This is a genomic window from Acidiphilium iwatense (assembly GCF_021556475.1).
Taxonomy (GTDB): Bacteria; Pseudomonadota; Alphaproteobacteria; order Acetobacterales; family Acetobacteraceae; genus Acidiphilium; species Acidiphilium iwatense.
On sequence record NZ_JAKGBZ010000019.1, the window covers coordinates 20,361 to 40,697 of the forward strand.

Annotated in this window: 17 protein-coding genes and 3 pseudogenes; 15 read left to right on the forward strand and 5 right to left on the reverse strand. The window is 64.1% G+C overall.

The genetic code is table 11. The features are described from left to right. Positions 1 to 27: 27 nt before the first annotated feature. The 12 genes from L2A60_RS11020 to L2A60_RS11075 all read left to right on the forward strand — a co-directional run bounded on the left by L2A60_RS11020 (position 28) and on the right by L2A60_RS11075 (position 10,583). Positions 28 to 675 carry an AbiU2 domain-containing protein gene (locus tag L2A60_RS11020; protein WP_235704432.1) on the forward strand — a complete coding sequence of 216 codons (648 nt, stop codon included), beginning with the start codon at positions 28 to 30 and terminating at the stop codon, positions 673 to 675. 218 nt (positions 676 to 893) lie between these two features. Continuing rightward, entirely contained in the window at positions 894 to 1,892 is a 999-nt protein-coding gene (gene trbB, locus L2A60_RS11025; RefSeq protein WP_456237167.1) for a P-type conjugative transfer ATPase TrbB, read from the forward strand. Continuing rightward, positions 1,889 to 2,230 carry a TrbC/VirB2 family protein gene (locus L2A60_RS11030; RefSeq protein ID WP_235704434.1) on the forward strand — a complete coding sequence of 114 codons (342 nt, stop codon included), beginning with the start codon at positions 1,889 to 1,891 and terminating at the stop codon, positions 2,228 to 2,230. The genes trbB and L2A60_RS11030 overlap by 4 nt, the downstream gene beginning before the upstream one ends. Then, positions 2,230 to 2,505: a VirB3 family type IV secretion system protein gene (locus L2A60_RS11035; protein WP_012554597.1), complete on the forward strand. Its 276-nt coding sequence runs from the start codon at positions 2,230 to 2,232 to the stop codon at positions 2,503 to 2,505. Before L2A60_RS11030 ends, L2A60_RS11035 begins: the two co-directional genes overlap by 1 nt. Before the next feature lie 7 nt (positions 2,506 to 2,512). Next, positions 2,513 to 4,951, forward strand: coding sequence for a conjugal transfer protein TrbE (gene trbE, locus L2A60_RS11040; protein WP_235704435.1), 2,439 nt, complete (start codon positions 2,513 to 2,515; stop codon positions 4,949 to 4,951). Further along, entirely contained in the window at positions 4,948 to 5,685 is a 738-nt protein-coding gene (gene trbJ, locus L2A60_RS11045) for a P-type conjugative transfer protein TrbJ (RefSeq protein WP_235704436.1), read from the forward strand. Before trbE ends, trbJ begins: the two co-directional genes overlap by 4 nt. Before the next feature lie 9 nt (positions 5,686 to 5,694). Beyond that, entirely contained in the window at positions 5,695 to 6,021 is a 327-nt protein-coding gene (gene trbK-alt, locus L2A60_RS11050) for a putative entry exclusion protein TrbK-alt (protein WP_235704437.1), read from the forward strand. Next, complete coding sequence (gene trbL / locus L2A60_RS11055; RefSeq protein WP_235704438.1) at positions 6,018 to 7,367, forward strand: P-type conjugative transfer protein TrbL; 1,350 nt, start codon at positions 6,018 to 6,020, stop codon at positions 7,365 to 7,367. Before trbK-alt ends, trbL begins: the two co-directional genes overlap by 4 nt. Before the next feature lie 3 nt (positions 7,368 to 7,370). Then, positions 7,371 to 8,060, forward strand: a complete 690-nt coding sequence (trbF, locus tag L2A60_RS11060; RefSeq protein WP_235704439.1) for a conjugal transfer protein TrbF — start codon at positions 7,371 to 7,373, stop codon at positions 8,058 to 8,060. Beyond that, on the forward strand, positions 8,057 to 9,130 hold the full coding sequence (gene trbG / locus L2A60_RS11065) for a P-type conjugative transfer protein TrbG (protein ID WP_235704440.1): 1,074 nt from the start codon (positions 8,057 to 8,059) through the stop codon (positions 9,128 to 9,130). Before trbF ends, trbG begins: the two co-directional genes overlap by 4 nt. Next, positions 9,127 to 10,329 carry a TrbI/VirB10 family protein gene (locus L2A60_RS11070; RefSeq protein WP_235704441.1) on the forward strand — a complete coding sequence of 401 codons (1,203 nt, stop codon included), beginning with the start codon at positions 9,127 to 9,129 and terminating at the stop codon, positions 10,327 to 10,329. The genes trbG and L2A60_RS11070 overlap by 4 nt, the downstream gene beginning before the upstream one ends. After that, positions 10,326 to 10,583, forward strand: coding sequence for a DUF2274 domain-containing protein (locus L2A60_RS11075; protein WP_190260857.1), 258 nt, complete (start codon positions 10,326 to 10,328; stop codon positions 10,581 to 10,583). The genes L2A60_RS11070 and L2A60_RS11075 overlap by 4 nt, the downstream gene beginning before the upstream one ends. Here L2A60_RS11075 and L2A60_RS11080 read toward each other — a convergent pair. Both L2A60_RS11080 and L2A60_RS11085 read right to left on the reverse strand, forming a co-directional pair. Next, entirely contained in the window at positions 10,547 to 11,491 is a 945-nt protein-coding gene (locus L2A60_RS11080; RefSeq protein ID WP_235704442.1) for a LysR family transcriptional regulator, read from the reverse strand. The genes L2A60_RS11075 and L2A60_RS11080 overlap by 37 nt on opposite strands. 92 nt (positions 11,492 to 11,583) lie before the next feature. Continuing rightward, positions 11,584 to 12,759 carry a Fic family protein gene (locus tag L2A60_RS11085; RefSeq protein ID WP_235704443.1) on the reverse strand — a complete coding sequence of 392 codons (1,176 nt, stop codon included), beginning with the start codon at positions 12,757 to 12,759 and terminating at the stop codon, positions 11,584 to 11,586. Between the two features lie 527 nt (positions 12,760 to 13,286). On the opposite strand from L2A60_RS11085, the gene L2A60_RS11090 reads away from it, so the two are divergent. From L2A60_RS11090 to L2A60_RS11100, 3 genes are all read left to right on the forward strand, one after another. Then, positions 13,287 to 14,732, forward strand: a complete 1,446-nt coding sequence (locus L2A60_RS11090; RefSeq protein WP_235704444.1) for a site-specific integrase — start codon at positions 13,287 to 13,289, stop codon at positions 14,730 to 14,732. A gap of 162 nt (positions 14,733 to 14,894) precedes the next feature. Beyond that, on the forward strand, positions 14,895 to 15,926 hold the full coding sequence (locus L2A60_RS11095) for an AAA family ATPase (RefSeq protein ID WP_235704445.1): 1,032 nt from the start codon (positions 14,895 to 14,897) through the stop codon (positions 15,924 to 15,926). A 97-nt stretch (positions 15,927 to 16,023) separates the two neighbouring features. Further along, positions 16,024 to 18,402 carry a S8 family peptidase gene (locus L2A60_RS11100; protein WP_235704446.1) on the forward strand — a complete coding sequence of 793 codons (2,379 nt, stop codon included), beginning with the start codon at positions 16,024 to 16,026 and terminating at the stop codon, positions 18,400 to 18,402. A gap of 150 nt (positions 18,403 to 18,552) precedes the next feature. Here L2A60_RS11100 and L2A60_RS11105 read toward each other — a convergent pair. From L2A60_RS11105 to L2A60_RS11115, 3 pseudogenes are all read right to left on the reverse strand, one after another. Beyond that, positions 18,553 to 18,909, reverse strand: a pseudogene (locus L2A60_RS11105) (transposase); the annotation flags it as partial. 15 nt (positions 18,910 to 18,924) lie between these two features. After that, positions 18,925 to 19,731: pseudogene (locus tag L2A60_RS11110) on the reverse strand (IS5 family transposase). Between the two features lie 88 nt (positions 19,732 to 19,819). Then, positions 19,820 to 20,293: pseudogene (locus L2A60_RS11115) on the reverse strand (IS5 family transposase); the annotation flags it as partial. Positions 20,294 to 20,337 lie beyond the last annotated feature (44 nt).

Sequence of the window (20,337 nt, forward strand, 5' to 3'; positions counted from 1 at the left end):
GCGGTGTTGAAAAAGGGGGAAGGCGGCATGGCCCTGAAGGACGAAATCGAGGCGATGGCCCAGTTCTGCGTCCATCTGCGGTCCGTCTGGCGCCACTACGAAATCCTGTTCGAGGAGGGTGAGCTCAGGCGCACGCTGCTGCACCGGATCGCTCCGGTGTTCTTCGGCGATCTCAATCAGCTTCTCATTGAGCAGTTGGTGCTCCAAATCTGCCGGCTGACCGATCCCCCCGTCACGATGGGACGGACCAATCTGACGATCGACTACGTCATCGGGGAAGCTGACTTCTCAGGCGCTCCGGAGGACCAAGCTCGGATCAAGACGCTGCGCGATAGCATTCATCATTTCCGATCCAAGATCATTCCGGCACGCAATCGCCTGATCGGCCACCTCGACCGCGACGCCGTGATGGCCGGGGAGCCGCTAGGTCCGGCCAGCGAGGCGGAGTGGAAGCAGTTCTGGGACGACCTGGAGCAGTTTCTCCACTTGGTCCACACCCGCTATGTCAACCCTAGCGGCCACTTCATGCTGAACGACGTCGGAATGATCTCCGACGCGGACTCGCTGGTGAAGGCGCTGAAGGAGAGCACCTACTTCCACCGTGCGCTGGACGACCACACCCTCACCCAGCGAGTGGCGGACATCGGCTTCAATAGCGAGTTCACCAACGCCTAGCGCTCTGTCTGCAGGGCCGAAACCGGACATTGCCGGGTTCGCTTCATATTCAAAAGCTCCAGTGAGGTTGACGCTCCGCACCCAGCAAGTATTTTTTCTCTGCTCTACGCTCCGCTCCTACGCCAGCTAAATACTTGTTGAATCACCCCATTTAGTGCCTTTTCTAATCATCCCCGTCGCCAATCGCGTGTCGCGATTGGCCAGTGACGGGGACGATCGTGGCGGTTGCTCCACTCCATTCCGAGGCCTTCTCACGCGGTGCGCGTATGCTGCGCACCGCCCTAGGGCCCGCGATTGCCGCCTTCCTCGAAGACCCCTCGATCGTCGAGGTGATGCTCAACCCCGATGGCCGGCTCTGGATCGACCGGCTGTCAGGTGGACTGGAGGACACGGGCCGCACCCTGTCCGCCGCCGATGGCGAGCGGATCGTGCGCCTGGTCGCGCACCATGTCGGCGCGGAAGTCCACGCCGACAGGCCGCGCGTCTCGGCCGAGCTGCCCGAAACGGGGGAGCGGTTCGAGGGGCTGCTGCCGCCTGTCGTCACCGCGCCGGCCTTTGCGATCCGTAAGCCCGCCGTCGCGGTCTTCACACTCGACGACTACGTCGCCGCTGGCACCATGACCGCCGGCCAGGCGGTGGCGCTACGCGCCGCCGTGGCATCCCGCAAGAACATCCTGGTCGCCGGCGGCACCGGCACGGGCAAGACAACACTCACCAATGCGCTCCTGGCCGAGATCGCCGGCACGAGCGACCGCGTGGTGCTGATCGAGGACACCCGCGAGCTGCAATGCCGCGCGCCGAACCTCGTCGCGATGCGTACCAAGGACGGTGTCGCCTCGCTGTCGGATCTGGTCCGCTCCTCGTTGCGTCTTCGACCCGACCGCATCCCAATCGGCGAGGTTCGTGGCGCCGAGGCGCTCGACCTCCTGAAGGCCTGGGGCACCGGCCATCCCGGCGGGATCGGCACCATCCACGCCGGCACCGCGCTCGGCGCGATCCGGCGCCTCGAGCAACTCATCCAGGAAGCCGTCGTCACCGTCCCCAAGGCGCTGATCTCCGAGACCATAGATCTCGTCGCGGTGCTGCGCGGCCGCGGCAGCGAACGCCGCCTCTCCGAACTCGCCTTCATCGCCGGCCTCGATCCCGCCACCGGCGACTACCGCCTCCAGTCCGCCGGGGCGGGCGGCGACCCCTTGCCCCTCGGAGACCCATCATGATCCGCGTTCTCGCCGTCGCTCGCCATTCCCGCCGCCGCCTCGTCGAGCTGGTCACGCTGACCACGCTCACACTGGCTTTCGCGCCCGCCGCCTATGCCTCCGGCTCTTCGATGCCGTGGGAGACACCGCTCAACTCGATCCTGGAGTCGGTGCAGGGCCCGGTCGCCAAGATTATCTCGGTCATCATCATCACCGTGACCGGACTGACGCTCGCCTTCGGCGACACCTCGGGCGGCTTCCGCCGGCTGATCCAGATTGTGTTCGGCCTCTCGATCGCCTTCGCCGCGTCGAGCTTCTTTCTCTCGTTCTTCAGCTTCTCCGGCGGAGCGCTGATCTGATGGCCGCGATCGTCGATCCCGACGTGCCCGGCTTCTTCGCACCGGTCCATCGCGCGCTCACCGACCCGATCCTGATGGGCGGTGCGCCGCGGACCGTCGCGATCGCCAACGGCACGCTCGCGGCGGCGATCGCGCTTGGCCTCCGTCTCTGGATCCCCGGCGCGCTGATTTGGGCAGTCGGCCATGCCGCCGCCGTCTGGGCGGCGAAACGCGACCCGCAGTTCGTCGACGTGGTGCGCCGGCACCTTCGCTACCCCGCACATCTGGGGGTGTGAGGCCGCCATGCTGAACCTCGCAGAATACCGCCATCGCCCTGCAGGCCTCGCCGACTTCCTGCCCTGGGCCGCTCTCGTCAGTGAGGGTGTCGTCCTCAACAAGGACGGCTCGTTCCAGCGCACCGCCCGTTTTCGTGGACCGGACCTCGACAGCGCGACGCCGGCCGAGCTGGTAGGTGTCACCGCACGGCTGAACAACGCGCTACGGCGGCTCGGCTCCGGCTGGGCGATCTTCGTCGAGGCGCAGCGGATCGCTGCCCAGACCTATCCGCATTCGACGTTTTCTGATCCGGCGTCGGCCCTGGTCGATCTCGAACGGCAGGACGCCTTCGAGGAGGCAGGCGCCCACTTCGAGAGCCGCTATTTCCTGACCTTCGTCTGGCTCCCACCGGCCGAGGACGCTTCGCGCATCGAAGGCTGGCTCTATGAGGGCCGGTCGCAGTCGGGCATCGATCCGTGGGAGCTACTGCACGGTTTCGTCGATCGAACCAACCGCGTCCTGCAACTGGTCGAAGGGTTCATGCCCGAGGTCGCCTGGCTCGATGACGGCGACACGCTGACTTATCTGCATTCGACTATCTCGACGCGGGCGCAGCGGGTGCGTGCCTCTGAGACGCCGATGCACCTTGATGCGCTTTTGGCCGACGAACCGCTCGCTGGCGGCCTTGAGCCGCGGCTCGGCTCCCATCACTTGCGGACCCTGACCGTGGTCGGATTTCCGACCGCGACGCATCCCGGCATCCTCGACGAACTGAACCGGCTGGCCTTTCCGTATCGCTGGTCCACCCGCGCGATCCTGCTCGACAAGACCGAGGCGGTGAAGCTGCTGACCAAGATCCGGCGGCAATGGTTCGCCAAGCGCAAGTCGATCGCCGCCATCGTCAAAGAGGTGATGACCAACGAGGCCTCGACGCTGGTCGATAGCGATGCGGCCAACAAGGCGGCCGACGCGGACCTCGCGCTTCAGGAGCTGGGCTCCGACGATGTGGGCCAAGCCTATGTCACCGCCACTGTCACCGTCTGGGATGAAGACGCCGGCATCGCGGCGGAGAAGCTGCGCCTCATCGAAAAGGTGATCCAGGGCCGCGACTTCACCTGCATGCCGGAAGGGGTGAACGCGCTCGAGGCCTGGCTCGGTTCGATCCCCGGCCACGCCTACGCCAACGTCCGCCAGCCCCCGGTATCGACGCTCAACCTTGCGCACATGATCCCGCTCTCGGCGGTCTGGGCCGGGCCGGCACGCGACGAGCATTTCCAGGCGCCGCCGCTGCTGTTCGGCAAGACCGAGGGGTCCACGCCGTTCCGGCTGAGCCTCCATGTCGGCGACGTTGGCCATACGCTGATCGTCGGGCCGACCGGCGCGGGCAAGTCCGTACTCCTGGCCCTGATGGCGATGCAGTTCCGCCGCTATCGAAACAACCAGATCTTCGCCTTCGATTTCGGCGGCTCGATCCGTACCGCAGCGCTCGCGATGGGCGGCGACTGGCACGACCTCGGCGGTAGCTTGTCGGCCGGGTCGGAGCATTCCGTGTCGTTGCAGCCGCTGGCCCGGATCGACGATCCGTCTGAGCGCGCCTGGGCGGCCGAATGGGTGGCGGCGATCCTTGCGAAGGAAGGTGTGGCGATCGATCCGACCGCGAAGGAGCATGTCTGGTCGGCGCTGACATCGCTGGCCTCGTCGCCGGTGGGCGAGCGAACTATCACCGGCCTCGCGGTTCTGCTGCAATCCACCGCGCTGAAGCAGGCGTTGCAACCCTATTGCGTCGGCGGACCATCGGGGCGGCTGCTCGATGCCGAGTCCGAGCACCTTGGTTCCAGTTCGGTTCAGGCCTTCGAGACCGAGGGCCTGATCGGCGCCGGCGCGGCGCCTGCCGTGCTGACCTATCTGTTCCATCGCATCGAAGGCCGCCTCGACGGCCGGCCGACCTTACTGATCATCGACGAGGGCTGGCTGGTCCTCGACGATCCGGCCTTCGCGCAACAGCTTCGCGAATGGCTGAAGACGTTGCGTAAGAAGAACGCCTCCGTCGTCTTCGCCACGCAATCGCTCTCGGACATCGACGGCAGCAACATCGCGCCCGCCATCGTCGAGAGCTGCCCGACACGCATCTTCCTGCCGAACGAACGCGCGATCGAGCCGCAGATCACGGCGATCTACCGGCGCTTCGGCCTCAACGATCGCCAGATCGAGATTCTCGCGCGGGCGACGCCGAAGCGCGACTACTACTGCCAATCCCGCCGCGGCAACCGGCTGTTCGAGCTGGGGCTCGGGCCGGTCGCGCTCGCCTTCTGCGCCGCATCCTCCAAGCAGGACCACGCCGCGATCGAGCGCGTGCTCGCCGAGAGCGGCCGTGAGGCATTCACGCCCACCTGGCTCGCCGATCGCGAGCTTCTCTGGGCCGCCGATCTCATCCCCGAGCTGACCAACCTGGAGACGTCATCATGATCAAGCTGCGCCATCTGGCGGCGGCAAGCGCCGTCGTGCTGTCCCTGGCCGTCGCCGCCCCGCCGGCTTCGGCGCAATGGATCGTCTACGACCCGACCAACTTCAGCCAGAACGTGCTGACGGCGGCGCGTGAGCTGCAGCAGATCAACAACCAGATTCAGATGTTGACCAATCAGGCGACGAGCCTGGTCAACCAGGCGCGCAATCTCGCCAACCTGCCGATGTCAACGCTGACCCAGCTTCAGTCGTCGATCGCACAGACCCAGTCGCTGCTCGGCCAAGCGCAAAACATCGCCTTCAACGTCCAGCGGATCGAGCAGGCTTATTCGACCAGCTATGGCAGCGCAGCGGGCACGGGCTCGACCACAACGATGGTCGCCAATGCTCAGCAGCGCTGGCAAAATTCGGTCGCGGCTTTCGAGGACAGCCTGAAGGTTCAGGCGGGGGTGGTCGGCAATATCCCGACCAATTCCAGCGCCATGACCTCGCTCGTGTCGGCCAGCCAGAATGCGACCGGCGCGCTCCAAGCGGCGCAAGCCGGCAACCAGCTTTTGGCCCTGCAATCCCAGCAGCTCTCCGACGTCGTCGCAGTGCTGTCGGCGAAAAGCCGTGCCGACGCGCTGGAGCAGGCGCGCGTCGCCGCTGCCGAGGCGCAAGGCCAGCAGAACTACAAGACCTTCTCGACGCGCAGCGGCTACCAGCCCGGCAACGTCACCATGTTCAGCGGCAACTGAGGCGCGTTAATGCTGGGCCGGTCGGACATCTTCCGCGCCGCCGCGATCGTCGCTCTGATCGCGTGCTTCGCCGCGACCCTTTTCGCGATCAACCGGCGTCCCTCGGCGCCCGTTGTCGAGCCTCTTCCGACCGTCGCCGCTCCAGCCACCAATGACCTTACGGCCGAGCTGCGCCGATGCAGCGCGCTCGGTCCCAAGGATGCCGTGGATGCGCGTTGCGAGGCGGTCTGGGAGGAGAACCGCCGGCGCTTCTTCGGCAGGCCGGCGCGGCCGCTGCCGTCATCGCCCCCGGACGCCGTCGCGCCGGCCACCACCACTTCGGGAGATGCGCGATGAACAACGTCGGCGTCATCGACACCTTCCTCAACACGTTCACAACCTACATCGACTCCGGCTTCGGCCTGATCAAGGGCGAGGTCGCCTATCTTTCCTCGACGTTGATCGTCATCGACATCACATTGGCGGGCCTGTTCTGGGCATGGGGCGCCGACGAGGACATTCTCCAGCGCCTGGTGAAGAAGACCCTCTACATCGGCTTCTTCGCCTTCATCATCACCAACTTCAACAACCTGTCGGCCATCGTCTTCAACAGTTTCGCCGGGCTGGGCCTGAAGGCTGGCGGCTCGACGATCTTGACCGCCACATTTCTGCAGCCCGGCCATCTCGCGCAAGTCGGCCTCGACGCGGGCGAGCCGCTGCTCGACGCCGCGAGCCAGATGATGGGCTTCACCAGCTTCTTCGCGAACTTCGTCCAGATCGCGGTGCTGATGGTGTCGTGGCTGCTGGTGCTGATCGCCTTCTTCATCCTGGCGGTGCAGCTTTTCGTCACGCTGATCGAGTTCAAGCTGACGACGCTCGCCGGCTTCATCCTCATTCCCTTCGCCCTCTTCAACAAGACCGCCTTCCTCGCCGAGAAGGTGCTCGGCAACATCGTCGCTTCCGGCGTGAAGGTCATGGTGCTCGCCGTCATCGTCGGCATCGGCACCGGCCTCTTCTCGCAGTTCACCCAGACCTATGCCGGCGGCCAGCCGACCATCGAGCAGGCGCTGTCCGTCGTGCTCGCGGCGCTGGCCATGCTGGGCCTCGGCATCTTCGGCCCCGGCATCGCCACGGGTCTCGTCTCCGGCGCGCCGCAGCTCGGGGCCGGGGCCGCTGTGGGCACCGGCCTTGCGGTCGCCGGAACGGCCATGGCCGGCGCGGGCGCGCTGGGCCTGGCCGGAAGGGGAGCGATGGCGGCGGCCTCCGGCACGGCGGCTGCCGCCCGTGGTGGTGCGGCGATGGCCGGTGGCGCCTCTTCCGCCTACAGCCTGGCCTCCGCCGGCCGGTCCGGCGCTTCGGGCATGGCCGCTGGTCTTGGCGGTGTCGGTCGAGCCGCGGCGGCCGCGGCCTCGGCGCCAATGCGGCGCGCGGCGGCTCAGGCCGCAGGCTCGATGCGCGACAGCTTTACTGCCGGCGCGAGGTCCAGTTTCGCGGCCACGGGCGGCTCCTCGACGAGAGGAACGGTCGGCGGCGGCGAGGCGGCCGCCCCTGCGCCGAGTTCGAGCGGATCCAGTCCTCCCGCTTGGGCGCAGCGGATGCGACGCAATCAATCGATTCACCAAGGCGCGACCACTGCGGCGCACGTCCTCAGGTCCGGTGACAGCCACGGCGGCGGCCATTCGGTCGATCTTTCGGGAGAATAGACAATGGCGCTCTTTCGCCGATCCACGGTCCGCTACGGCCGTACCCCCGAACCCGAGACCCCCTACCAGCGCGCCGCCCAAGCTTGGGATGAGCGAATTGGTTCGGCTCGGGTGCAGGCGAAGAACTGGCGGCTGATGGCCTTCGGCTCACTCGCGCTTTCGATGGGTCTGGCCGGGGGCCTGGTCTGGCAGTCCACCCACGGCAGTATCGTCCCCTGGGTGGTGCAGGTCGACAAGCTCGGCCAAGCGCAGGCTGTCGCGCCGGCCACGGCCGACTACGCCCCGAGTGATCCGGAGATCGCCTGGTATCTCGCCCACTTCATCGAGATGGTCCGCTCGCTACCAGCCGATCCGATCATCGTGCGGCAGAACTGGCTGCAGGCCTACGACTTCACCACCACCTCGGGTTCGCAGGCGCTCAACGACTACGCCCGCGCCAACGATCCCTTCGCCAAGCTCGGCCACCAGCAGATCGCCATCGACGTCTCGAGCGTGATCCGCGCATCGCCGTCCAGCTTCCGAGTCGAGTGGGTCGAGCACCGCTATCAGGACGGCGCGCTCGCCGAGACCTCACGCTGGACCGCGATCCTCACCGTCGCGATCCAGCCGCCAACCTCCGCCGACGTGCTCCGCAAGAACCCGCTCGGCATCTACGTCACCGCCATCAACTGGTCGAAGGAGCTGGGACAATGACCCCGCCGATTTCTATGGAAGCCGGCGGTCCGGCTTCACGTCTTTCAGTCTCTCAACCAAGCCAGAAGGGCGGCTTTGCGCCTTTCCGTAAATCCGGCTTCGCGGCTCTGCTGCTGTCCGTGACGGCGCTCGGCGGCTGCGCCCACAAGTTCATTCCGCCCGACATCAACTACGATACCGCCGTGCCCGCCAAGCTCTCCGTCGATCCCCCGGCGCCGGTCAAGATCGTCGAGCTGCCGAAGCCCTTGCCGCTGCCCGGGCAGTTGAAGCCCCTTGCTGGCGGGAAGGAGCCGCCGCAATCGCCCGATCCAGAGGTGCGCGTCAATCTCGCGAATGCTGCCGCCCGCGTGCAGCCCGTGCGCGATGGCTTCATCAACGCCGTGCAGGTCTATCCCTACTCGGCGGGCGCGCTCTATCAGGCCTATACGGCGCCAGGCGAGATTACCGACATCGCCCTGCAGGAAGGCGAACAGCTCGTCGGCACGGGGCCGGTCGCCGCCGGCGACACCGTCCGCTGGATCATCGGCGACACGGAAAGCGGCGCGGGTCCGACCAAGAAGGTCCACATCCTGGTGAAGCCGACCCGGCCGGACCTGATGACGAACCTCATCATCAACACCGATCGGCGGACCTATCTCCTGGAGCTGCGCTCGACCGAGAAGACCTATATGGCGTCGGTCTCCTGGCAATATCCCGAAGACCAGCTCATCGCGTTGCGCCAGCAAAATGCGGCGGCCGAAACAGCCGCGCCGATCGCCACCGGCGTCGATCTCGCCGCGATCAACTTCCGCTATGCGATCGAGGGCGACAATCCCGCTTGGCGGCCGCTGCGCGCCTTCGACGACGGCCAGAAGGTCTACATCGAGTTCCCGTCCGGCATCCGCCAGGGCGAAATGCCTCCGCTCTTTGTCATCGGTCCGGCCGGCGGCTCCGAGCTGGTGAACTATCGCGTTCGCGCCAACTACTACATCGTCGATCGCCTGTTCGCCGCGGCCGAGCTTCGTCTCGGCGACAAAGACAGTGAGCGTCGCGTCCGCATCGTGCGCACCGATGGAAGGCCGCGGTCATGACGGACGAACCGGAAGAACAAGCGCCGGCGCCAGCGCCTGTCGTGCCGCCCGATTTGCGGCTCCGGGGCGAGCGACCGCGCGTCACGCGCCTCTCGCGCAAGGTGCTGATCACGCTCGGCGCCGTGTCGGCCCTCGCGATCGCGGGCGCTCTCGGCTACGCCCTTCAGACCCGGAACAGGTCGCAGACGGGGCAGGAGTTGCTCAGCACCCAAAGCCGCCCCTCGGCCGAGGGGCTTGCCGGGCTGCCGAAAGACTATACCGGCCTTCCGCGCCAGGCGCCCCCACTTGGGCCGCCGTTGCCCGGAGATCTCGGCAAACCCATCCTGAATGCCGGCGCCGCGCCAAATACCGGCGTTTCGGCAACCACGCCCGATCCCGCGGCGCAGCGGCTGGCTCAGGAGACCGAGGCAGCGCGCGTAAGCCGCCTGTTCGCCCAGACCAATCAGCAGCCGCAGCCGGTCGGCCTCGTTGCTCCGCCGGCGACGGGGACACAGGGCGGTCCGACACCCACGCCACCCGTCGATGCTGGGTCCGCGCAGAACATGCAGGATCGCAAGACTGCGTTTCTCAACGCCGCGACGGACAAGCGAACGGTCAGCCCCGACCGTCTCGAAGCCAAGGCTTCGCCCTATGTCGTGCAGGCGGGAACCGTGATCCCTGCGGCGCTCATCACCGGCATCCGCTCCGATCTTCCGGGCCAGATCACTGCCCAGGTGACCGAGGCCGTCTACGACAGCCCGACCGGGCAATACCTGTTGATCCCGCAGGGCGCGAAGCTGATCGGTCAATACGACAGCTCGGTCGCCTTCGGTCAGAGCCGCATCCTTCTCGTCTGGACGCGCATCATCATGCCGGACGGCAATTCCATCGTGCTGGAACGACAGCCGGGGGCCGATACGCAAGGCTATGCGGGGCTCGAAGACGAGGTCGATAACCATTGGGGCATGCTGTTCAAGGCCGCCGTCCTCTCGACCCTCCTCAGCGTCGGCGCCGAAGCCGGTACGAGCCAGAACGAGAACAATCTCGTCCAGGCGATCCGCTCGGGCGCTTCGAACTCGATCAGCCAGACCGGCCAGCAGATCGTGCAGCGCCAGCTCAACATCCAGCCGACGCTCACTATCCGACCGGGCTTCCCGGTTCGTGTCATCGTCACGCGCGACCTGGTGCTGGCGCCCTACGGCCACGGAGGGACTCCATGACGAAGCTCAAACTCGGGCCGCTGGCCGACGACAAGCCGGTCAAGATGAGCGTCGAACTGCCCGCCGCCGTGCATCGCGATCTCGTCGCCTATGCTCAGGTGCTCGGCCGGACGAGCGGCCAAACGGCGCCCGAGCCTTCGAAGCTCATCGTGCCCATGATCGAGCGATTCATGGCGACCGATCGCGCCTTCGCCAAGGCGCGTCGCGATCGAGCCGCTCAGGTCGCAGGCGGTTCGGCCGAGAAGTCGGGATAGTGTTCGCGCAACATCGCCAGGAACGATCCCAGCGCGGGATTGCTGTTCGCATCTCGCCAACAGGCCATGAATTTGACTTGGGTCGGACCGTCGTCGTCCCAGACTTCCCGGTAGACGACCCCTTCGTAGCGGCCCCCCGTCGCGCCCTCGAACATCAGGAGCGTTCCATAATTCGCACTGACCAGGCTCAGCAGCCTGTCCAGTGAAGCGTCCTGATGGACGATGTGCTGGGAGCCCACCGCATGATGAAGCTTCGCTGTGAGCAGCCCTTCCAATTCCGGTCCAGGGCCTTGCTGCGGGACGAGGAACTTTTCATTCGCAAGATCCGCCCAGCGAATCCTTGGATTTTGGCCAAGCGCATGATGCTCGGGGAAAGCCACGATCACCCGCTCGCTCCAGAGTGGAAGCACGCGGCCGTCCCACGCCGTCGCTTGGCCGGTCATGATAGCGACATCGACGGCGTTGCCCGCGAGGGCGCAAAGCAGCCGCTCATGGCTTCCATCGACCGTGCGCACATCCACATCCGGAAAGCGCCGATGGTATTCGACCAGCGTCGTGTGCATGTTCCCTGCCGAAGGAGAGGCATGAACGCCGATCGCCAGCAGGCCAAGTTCGCCACGGCTCCTGCTCCTGAGCCGCTGGAGTTCCGTATCCACGTCATCGAGTATCCGCTTGGCGCTCGCGACGAACTCCAGCCCCACCGTGGTGAGGCGGGTGCCGCCATTCGTCCTTTCGAACAACACCACGCCGAGCTGGCGCTCGATCTCGTGCAGCCGGCGGCTCAGGGTCGATTGGCGTATGTTCAGAGCTTCCGCCGCCTGTCGCAGGCTGCGGTGCTGTGACGTTACGAGCGCCAAACGCAAATCACGAAGCTCTATGTCCACGCCGTTCACATCGTCGGCCCGCATACGCGCCGACGCCTCCTACAAACTTTGCCGCCCCTCCCTGTTCGCCTCCATCTCGATATACGTTGCGCTTGGTTTCGATCTTCCCCTACGCGTCAGGCCGGCAGAGGGTCGGTGCCGCGATCGAGCAAGGCCAGATAGTCCGAATAGGCGTAAATCCGGCCGCGTTGCCGTCCCGTGGTCTCGCGCACGACGTTGGTCTTGGCGAGGTTTTCCAGCGCCGTGCTGGCGGTCGGGAAAGAGACGGCGAGTTTCTCGGAGACAGTCTGGATGGTGACGATCGGGCTGGCTTGCATCAATTCGTGGACGCGGAGCGCGGATGGGGCCGCGCGGCCGAGGCCGGCAATCTGCTGTCGGTGAGCATCGAACATGGCGATCAGATCGCGCGCCGTCGCGGCGGCTTGTTCCGCCGTCTCCGCGACGCCGGTCAGGAAGAACTCCATCCAGGTCTCCCAGGTCCCAGCCTGGCGGACCTCCTGCAGGAGCCGATAATAGTCGTCGCGCCGGGATTTCAGGAACAGACTGAGATAGAGGATCGGCTCGCGCAGCACCCCCGCCTCGCACAGGATCAGGGTGATAAGCAGCCGACCCAGGCGCCCGTTGCCGTCGAGAAAAGGGTGAATCGTCTCGAACTGGACGTGGGCTAGGCCCGCCCGGATGAGCGGGGGCAGCGCCGCATCCTCGATGTGCAGGAAGCGCTCGAGCGCATCGAGGCATTCGTCCAGCCGGTTCGGCGGTGGCGGCACGAACAGCGCGTTGCCGGGCCGGGTTCCGCCGATCCAGTTCTGCGAGCGGCGAAACTCGCCCGGTTGCTTCGCGGCGCCCCGTCCTGACTTGAGCAGGATGGCGTGCATTTCGCGGATCAACCGGAGCGACAGGGGAAATCCGCCGCGCATCCGGGCGACGCCATGCTCGATCGCCGCGACGTAGTTCGAGACCTCGGTTACGTCGTCGAGTTCAACCGTCGGCGCTTCATGGTTTTCGAACAGCAGCAGATCGGAAAGCGAGGATTGCGTTCCCTCGATCTGAGAGGACAGCAAGGCTTCCTTGCGGACATACATGTAGAGGAACAAAGGCGTTGAGGGCAGGATCGTCGTCACGCCGTCGAGGCGCCCGACTGCGGCAATGGCGCGTTCGTAGATCTGCATGAACCGTCCGAGTTCGAGCGGCGGATTTGGCGGCAACGGGGCAGGCACATAGGCGCGCACGCGCTCGCCTCCCGCGCTCGTTTCGACATAGGCCCCGAGCCTTTGGTTCTCTCCGTTCGGCACGCGCGATCCTTTAATTAGCCTGGGCCGCTATTAAAGCATACCGCTCTATATCTTAATAGCGGGCGGAGCTAATTCAAGGCTTCCAGCGCCAGGGAAACGGGCCTACGCAATCAGCCACCGAGCGGGAACCAAACTTGCTCTCAGAAGGCTTGGCGTCGGCTTTGCAACTTCGGCTGCGCATCCACTCAGAGGCTCGCCGCAGCCGATTTTGCTCCAGTTGAATAGATTCTGCTTGGAGCGGCACGAAAATTGACCGCTCTAAGCAAAAACGGCCCCGAAGGGCCGTCTTTATCGCTCTGATTTTCCTATGGAAAATTTGGAGCGGGCGAAGGGATTCGAACCCTCGACCCCAACCTTGGCAAGGTTACATTTATCCTACGCCACAGTATCCGAAACCACGAAAACACCCTATAACATCAATATGTTATCTTGACAGCACCGCCGTGTCAACGCTACGATAATCCGAGAATTTCCGCTCTCCGTGGTATCTCGGTGGTATCCGGAAAGCGCAGGCGGAGGCAAATGTAATGGCCAAGCGGACGGGCGTGGCGTTGACCAAAAAGGTCGTCGATGCCGCCGAAAAACGGGCGAAGCGCTACCATATCTGGGACAGCGAACTGGCGGGTTTCGCCCTGCGCGTCGAGCCCTCCGGGGTTAGGACCTTCATGATCAAGTACCGGGCTAACGGCGGCGGCCGCTCGGCGAAGCAGCACTGGCTGGTCATCGGGCGGTTCGGGACGCTTACCGCTGACCAAGCCCGCAAGCTCGCCAAGGCCAAGCTCGGCGGCGTCGCCGCCGGCGCCGATCCTGCCAGCGAGCTTCAGGCCAAGCGGCGCGAAATGACCATGAGCGCGCTCGTCGACCTCTACGAAAAGGAGGGGTGCGTCATCCAGCGCGGCAAGCGCCAGGGCGAGCCGATGAAGCCCAAGACCAAAGCCTACACCCTGGCGCGGCTCCGCAACCACGTCGTCCCGCTGCTCGGGACGACCCGGGCGCCGGAGATCAACCCCGGCGACATCGAGCGCTTCGTCGCCGACGTGACAGCCGGGAAGACTGCCAGGGACGAGAAGGTCGGTCCCCGCAAGCGGATCATCGTCCGCGGGGGCGCCGGAGCCGCCCGCAAGGTGGTGAGAGACCTGTCAGCAGTTTTCAGCTTCGCGCAGCGCAGCGAAATCGTGAAGCGCAACCCCTGTGAAACAGCGGCGGTGCGGAAGACCGACAATCGGAACGAGCGCTACCTGACGCTTGAGGAAGTCACCCGCCTGGGCGCTGCCTTGGACGAACTCGAAGCCGAGGGCGTGAACCCCAAATCCGTCAACATCGCCCGCCTCTGGGCGCTCACCGGCTGCCGCCGCGACGAAATCGCCGGATTGCGCTGGTCCGAGGTCCATGCGGACGAGGGCTTGCTGCTCCTTGGCGACAGCAAGACTGGCAAGTCGCTGCGCCCGCTCGGCGCTGCCGCTGTCGCCCTGCTCAAGAGCATCGATAAGACCGCCGGCTCGGATTTCGTCTTCCCGGCCGAACGCGGCGACGGGCATTATCAGGGCATCAAGACGATGTGGAGCAAAGCGATCGCCAAGGCGAAGCTGCCCGGCGTCACGCCCCACACGCTCCGGCACACGATGGGGTCGACCGCCACCTCGACGGGCGAGGCGTTGGCGCTGACCGCAGCGATCCTCGGTCATGCGAATCCGCGCTCCACGGCGATCTATGCCCATGTGCAGACAGATCCGTCGCGCCAGGCCGCGGAGCGCGTGAGCGCCAAGATCGCGAGCGCACTCGCCGGGAAGACCGCGCCTCAGCAATCTCCGGACGAAATCGAGGCGCTGGTGCTCTCGCTCTCACACCGTCTAGCCCAACAGGGCATCGATGCGAGTGAAATTGGCGCGTTCGTAAGCCAATTGGTGGCGAATCACCCGCCCGTAACGGGCGATCCGACGTCAGCAGGAAGTTGTCAATCAGGGATTCCGTAAAGCCGTCAGGGCTGCTACGCTGCTCGGGCTTCTCGAATCGCTTCGGTCCATTTTGGGCTGTGGCAGCCGAAAGTGCGACAGGTCGGGTAGCTATATCGCCACACTGGTCGAAAATGGACAAGCTCTGTGGTGCGAGGTCGGGGGTGAGTAAAGGTTACTATTATGGCGCGTAGCGATCTTCTTGTGTCTTTAATTCGCGCCGGTGCCAGCGGCGATCGGGAAATGCTGCGCTCTACTGCCGAGGCCATAGTTGCCGACGAACGCGCCAAGAAGCATTTCATCGTAGCCGATCGGATGCAACGGGCCTTGTCGGCCGTCCCGATCACGCCGCCATCTCTCACCGCGACCTCTCCGCATCTGGCTACCACCAATGGCCGCGAAGCCATTCTGGAAGTCACGCCCCGACTCCAGTTGGATGACCTGCTCCTTCCTCTTCCGGCGCAAGAAAGTGGCCGCCAGCTCGTCGAGGAGCATCGGCGGGCGGACGTTCTGCGAGCAAGTGGCTACGAGCCTCGTCACCGCGTTCTCCTGTCCGGTCCGCCGGGCAATGGTAAGACCTCCTTCGCCGAAGGAGTCGCCGAGGGTCTGGGCCTTCCCTTCTACGTGGTTCGATACGACGCCCTGATCGGAAGTTATCTTGGGGAGACCAACGCTCGCCTACGCAAGCTGTTCGATTACGTAAGAACAACGCCGAGCGTGCTGTTTTTCGATGAATTCGACGCCATCGGCAAAGAACGCGGTGATACGCACGAGACAGGTGAGATCAAGCGCGTGGTTTCGTTCCTGCTGATGCAGCTCGACCAGCTCCCGAGCTATGTCATCGTGGTGGCTGCAACCAATCACGGCGAACTGTTGGATCGGGCGGTCTGGCGACGTTTCCAGATGCGGCTTGCGATACCAGCTCCCAAGAAAAATGAGATTTCCGTCTTTTTGGACCGAATCGTATCAGGCTGGCCAAATGCGCCGAAGATGCCCCTCAATCGTATTGCCAGCCGTCTCGGGGCCGTCAGCTACGCTGAGGCACTTGATTTCTGCCAGAACGTGAGGCGGCGTCAGATATTGGGTTTGGGGGAGGTGTCGATTGATGACGCACTGCGCGTGGAGCTTGACTTGTGGACCTCCCGCGTTACGCCAGAGATCATAAATGCCGAGCGATCCGACGAAGCCTCTCCTGCGGCTGACACCAAAAGCTGACCAGCCCCGCCCTGTAGGGCGTCCCCGACCTGTTCCTCCGCCAGAAGCGTTTTCAAGAGAACGCCAAGCTGTTGCAATCGGGCCGAAGTTCACGCGCTTGGCGGAAGTCCTCGCGCGAGGAGAAAATGCGCTCGAATTGCGCGCGGACCCAGCAGGCCTCGCTCCTGAGCGTCTGCTCGTTTTTGAGGTGCGCGGGTCCATCAATTCGTTTGCCGCCGCCATCCAGCAGGTTGCGGGCCTCGAACTCGTAGATGAGGAAGAGCTTGAGGGTGACGAAGAGGATGAGCATCCCTTCGTCTATCTGCTTGTGCCAGACATGGTGGCACTGCGAAATCTTGAATCGCTTTGGCGGCGCTGGCAGGCGGGACAACTGGTCTGGGGTGAAACGACCTGGGCAAATGTGTTCGAGCACCTCAGAGATTTGCGGCCATGGGGATCAAATGATCGAGTCCATCCATCCGATCGGACCTTTCTCGCCACGATTGTCTATGGTCTCGATGACGAAGACCTTGTCCGTGTCGAAATCGAACTGGTCTTCAGGTCGAATGACGCTGTGGCACGGGAAAGCGAGGCTGAAGTATCAGGTGCCATAACTGCGCGTCGCGGCTTGATCATATCGAGGGCGCGTCTGCCGGACATATCCTACCACGCGCTGCTTGCCGACGTTCCGGTTTGGGCGATTCGTGAAATTATCGAGCAACGGATCGAAGGCATCGCCGGCCTGGAATCGGTTATGCACATCCGCCCTCAATCGGAAGCCACAACCGTGGAGATCGGCGATCCTGCCGAAGCCCCACAGGCCGACGGCACGGAACGAGCATTGGGTGAACCGATCCTCGCGCTCCTTGATGGCGTGCCGGTAAGCGCTCATCGGCGCCTGGCTGCCCATATGGACCTCGACGATCCGTTCGATCTTGAGCCCGGCGCTCTGGTGGAGTCTCGTGCACACGGCACGGCGATGGCATCGCTCATCATCCACGGCGACCTCAATCGCAATGAGGACCGGCTGCCGAGGCAGATCCATGTGACCCCGGTGATGGGCAACGGAGACGGGTTTCCTCGCGATAGACTGGTGGTGGACCTGATCCATCTTGCGGTTACGCGCCTGCGTGAACAGCGCCCAGGAATCGTGATCGTCAATCTCTCGCTCGGCAATCGCTATAGGCCGTTCCACAATCAGCTTTCGCCCTGGGCGCGTCTTCTTGACCGGCTCGCCTATCGTCTCGGTCTGCTGTTCGTCGTGAGCGCCGGCAATCAGGTAAACGATTTTGGTATCGCCGCTTATGCGACGGGCCGAGACTATGAGGATGCAGACGGACAAAGCCGCGCGACGTCGATGATCACGGCGCTGCACGGCCTGATGGGCGAGCGACGGCTGCTATCGCCAGCGGAAACCCTGAACGGCATCACCGTGGGGGGCTGCAACGTCGATGCTGTGCCAGTCGTCGATCGCGCGCTCGCGCGAATGCTGATCGATCCCTTCCCGGACCACGTAATGGCGAATCCGTCGAGCAGCCTTGGGCCTGGATTTGCTCGATCCGTGAAGCCAGACATCTTGATGCCCGGAGCACGCGAGTATATGCGTTTCGTGCGCAACCATGCCCATATTGACGTTGTGCCAGCCACCGCGTCGCGCGGTGCCGGGCTCAAGGTCGCGGCCCCACCAAGGGCAGGACGCGAAAATCTTGACGGCTATACGAATGGAACGAGTGCGGCCGCAGCGCTCGCCTCTCGCACCTGTCATCGCATTCATGATGCACTGGAAGCGACCTATGGTGAGGAGTTTTTACGACTTTCACCTTTGCAACGTGCGGTGCTTCTGAAGGCGTTGTTGGTGCATCCAGCTCAATGGCCGCACGACACTGCGGATCTCATCAAGGCGACAATCGGTCCCTGGGGGCGTGGTCAGGCCGGCAAGCAGAAAGACAATATCCGACGCTTCATTGGCTATGGCTATGTTGATGCCGAAGACGCTGTGGCTTGTGCCGAGGATCGGGCAACTTTCTTTGCTACCGGATTGTTGGGAGCGGATCGTATTGTAACAATCGACGTTCCGATTCCCCTCGCAATCGGAGGTCAAGCTAGGCCGCACAGTCTCTCGGTCACTGTGGCCTGGTTCTCGCCCGTTTCGCCGGGTCGCAAGAGCTACCGCAGTTGCCGCTTGAAGATCCTCAAACCTGCCGAATTGGACGTACTCGCTATCTCCGGCCATAGTTGGCAACCGGATGAGAACCAGACCAATCGGGGAACCGTCTATTCGCGCTGCTGGAGCGGCGAAAACGCGCCGGCCGTTACCCCGAACATGACCATCCCCCTCGTCGTTCAGCGCGATCCCGACCAAGGGGCGCCAGTTGACGAAGCCATACCTTTCGGTTTGGCCGTGACGATTTCCATGCCAGGAGAAATCCATCTTTATGACGAAGTGCGCGCACGCGCCGCCCCGCACATTCGTCCGCCTGCGGTTCCGGGCATTTAGCACTGCCCCGAATTTCTCGATGTGCTCGAACGACAAAGGCTGCTCGCGGTTTCTGACGGCCTCCGGGCAACAGGTAGCGCATTTACTTTGATTAAACAGATTCTCGCGGCCTGAGCGCGCCCTCTTCCTGAGAGTCCATTTCGAATCGGGTCAGCAACGTGCGACCCTTCGCAGCAGGATGACGGCGGAGGCGGCGTAGAGGAAGGCTTCGGCGGATGATATGAGTTTTTCGACGTCGCGGGAGAGGCGGCGATTTCGGCCGAGCCAGGCGAAAAATCGTTCAACCACCCAGCGTCGCTTATGGACCTGAAAGCCGACCTGGCCGTCGATCTTGCGGACGATCTCGATCGTGATCCTGGTTGCGTTGGCGACCCGCTCGCCCGCGTAAGCGCTGTCGGCAAACACGTGTTCGACAAACGGAAAGAGCGCACGCGACGCTTGCAGCAGCGGCACGGCGCCGTCGCGATCCTGAAGATCGGCCGGTCCCACGATAAGTTTGAGAGTCCGTCTCGAATCGGCTTGTCAACGAGCCAGCCGTCTGAGCAGTAGGATGGTTGAGGCTGCATAGAGGAAGGCTTCAGCCGAGGCGATGGTTGCCTCGACGTCCTTTGCTAGGCGCCTGTTGCGGTTGATCCAGGCGAAGAATCGCTCGACGACCCAGCGCTTGGCATGCACGGTGAAACCGACCTGTCCTTCCGGCTTGCGCACGATCTCGACGCGGATCGAGCTGGCTGATGCAACCCGCGGCCCTTGGTATCCCGCATCGGCGAACGCGCGTTGCACGAACGGCCAACTTGCGCGTGATGCACGCAGCAACGGGCCGGCGCCGTCGCGATCCTGAATGTTGGCTGCATGGGCCTGTAGCTTGAGCGCCCGGCCATCGGTATCAACCATCGCATGCCGTTTGCGTCCCTTGATTTTCTTGCCGCCATCATACCCCCGTACACCACCGCTCTCGGTCGTCTTGACGCTTTGACTGTCGATGACGGCGGCACTGGGGCTCGCTTCGCGTCCCGCCCGTTCGCGGTCCCGCATGACAAGATGATGGTTGATGGTTTCCCACGTGCCGTCGTCGCGTAACCGGGCAAACCAGCGATACACGGTGCGCCACGGCGGGAAGTTTTTCGGCATCAACCGCCAGGCAATGCCGCCGCGCAGCACGTAGCAGATGCCGTTGACGATCTCGCGCATCGGGTGTGCCCGCCTTCGGCCGCAACCGACCTCAGGCGGCAGGAAGGGGAACAGGATTGCCCATTACGCGTCGGTCAGGTCGCTTCCATAACGCAGCTCATCGCGGCTATGATGCCGGCGGGTGGTCGGGGTCCACATCGAGGTCTCGTCCAAAGTGTTGCAACCTTGACGAATCACGATTTGACCCGGCTGCCCAGCCCCTCGGAGATCGTGTTGAATTCGTTTCGACACAGCCTCTGAGCGCTCGTCCGTCCGTATCCACGAGGGCGTTGCGCTTACGGCCGTTGATCTTCTTGCCGGCATCAAAGCCGCGCGGACCGCCAGCTTCCGCCGTCTTGACGCTCTGACTGTCGAGTATGCCAGCCGATGGACTCGCCTCGCGTCCGGCTTTCTCACGATCGTGCATGACAAGGTGATGGTTGATCGTTTCCCAGATGCCATCGTCGCGAAACTTGGCAAACCAGCGATAGACGGTTGAGTGCGGCGGGAAATCCTTGGGCAGCATCTCCCAGCCGACCCCACCGCGCAAAACATAGAAAATCGCCTCAACGATCCGGCGCATAGGCCATTTTCGCCTGCGCCCACAACGGCAAGGGGGCGGCAGGAACGGTTCAAGGATCGACCACTCGGCATCCGTCAGGTCGCTTCCATAACGCAGGCCTCTACGGCTATGCTGCGCGCGGCTGGTCGGCGTCCACATGAGGTTTTTCTCCAACTCGGTCTCGACAACCCGTTGGAATCACA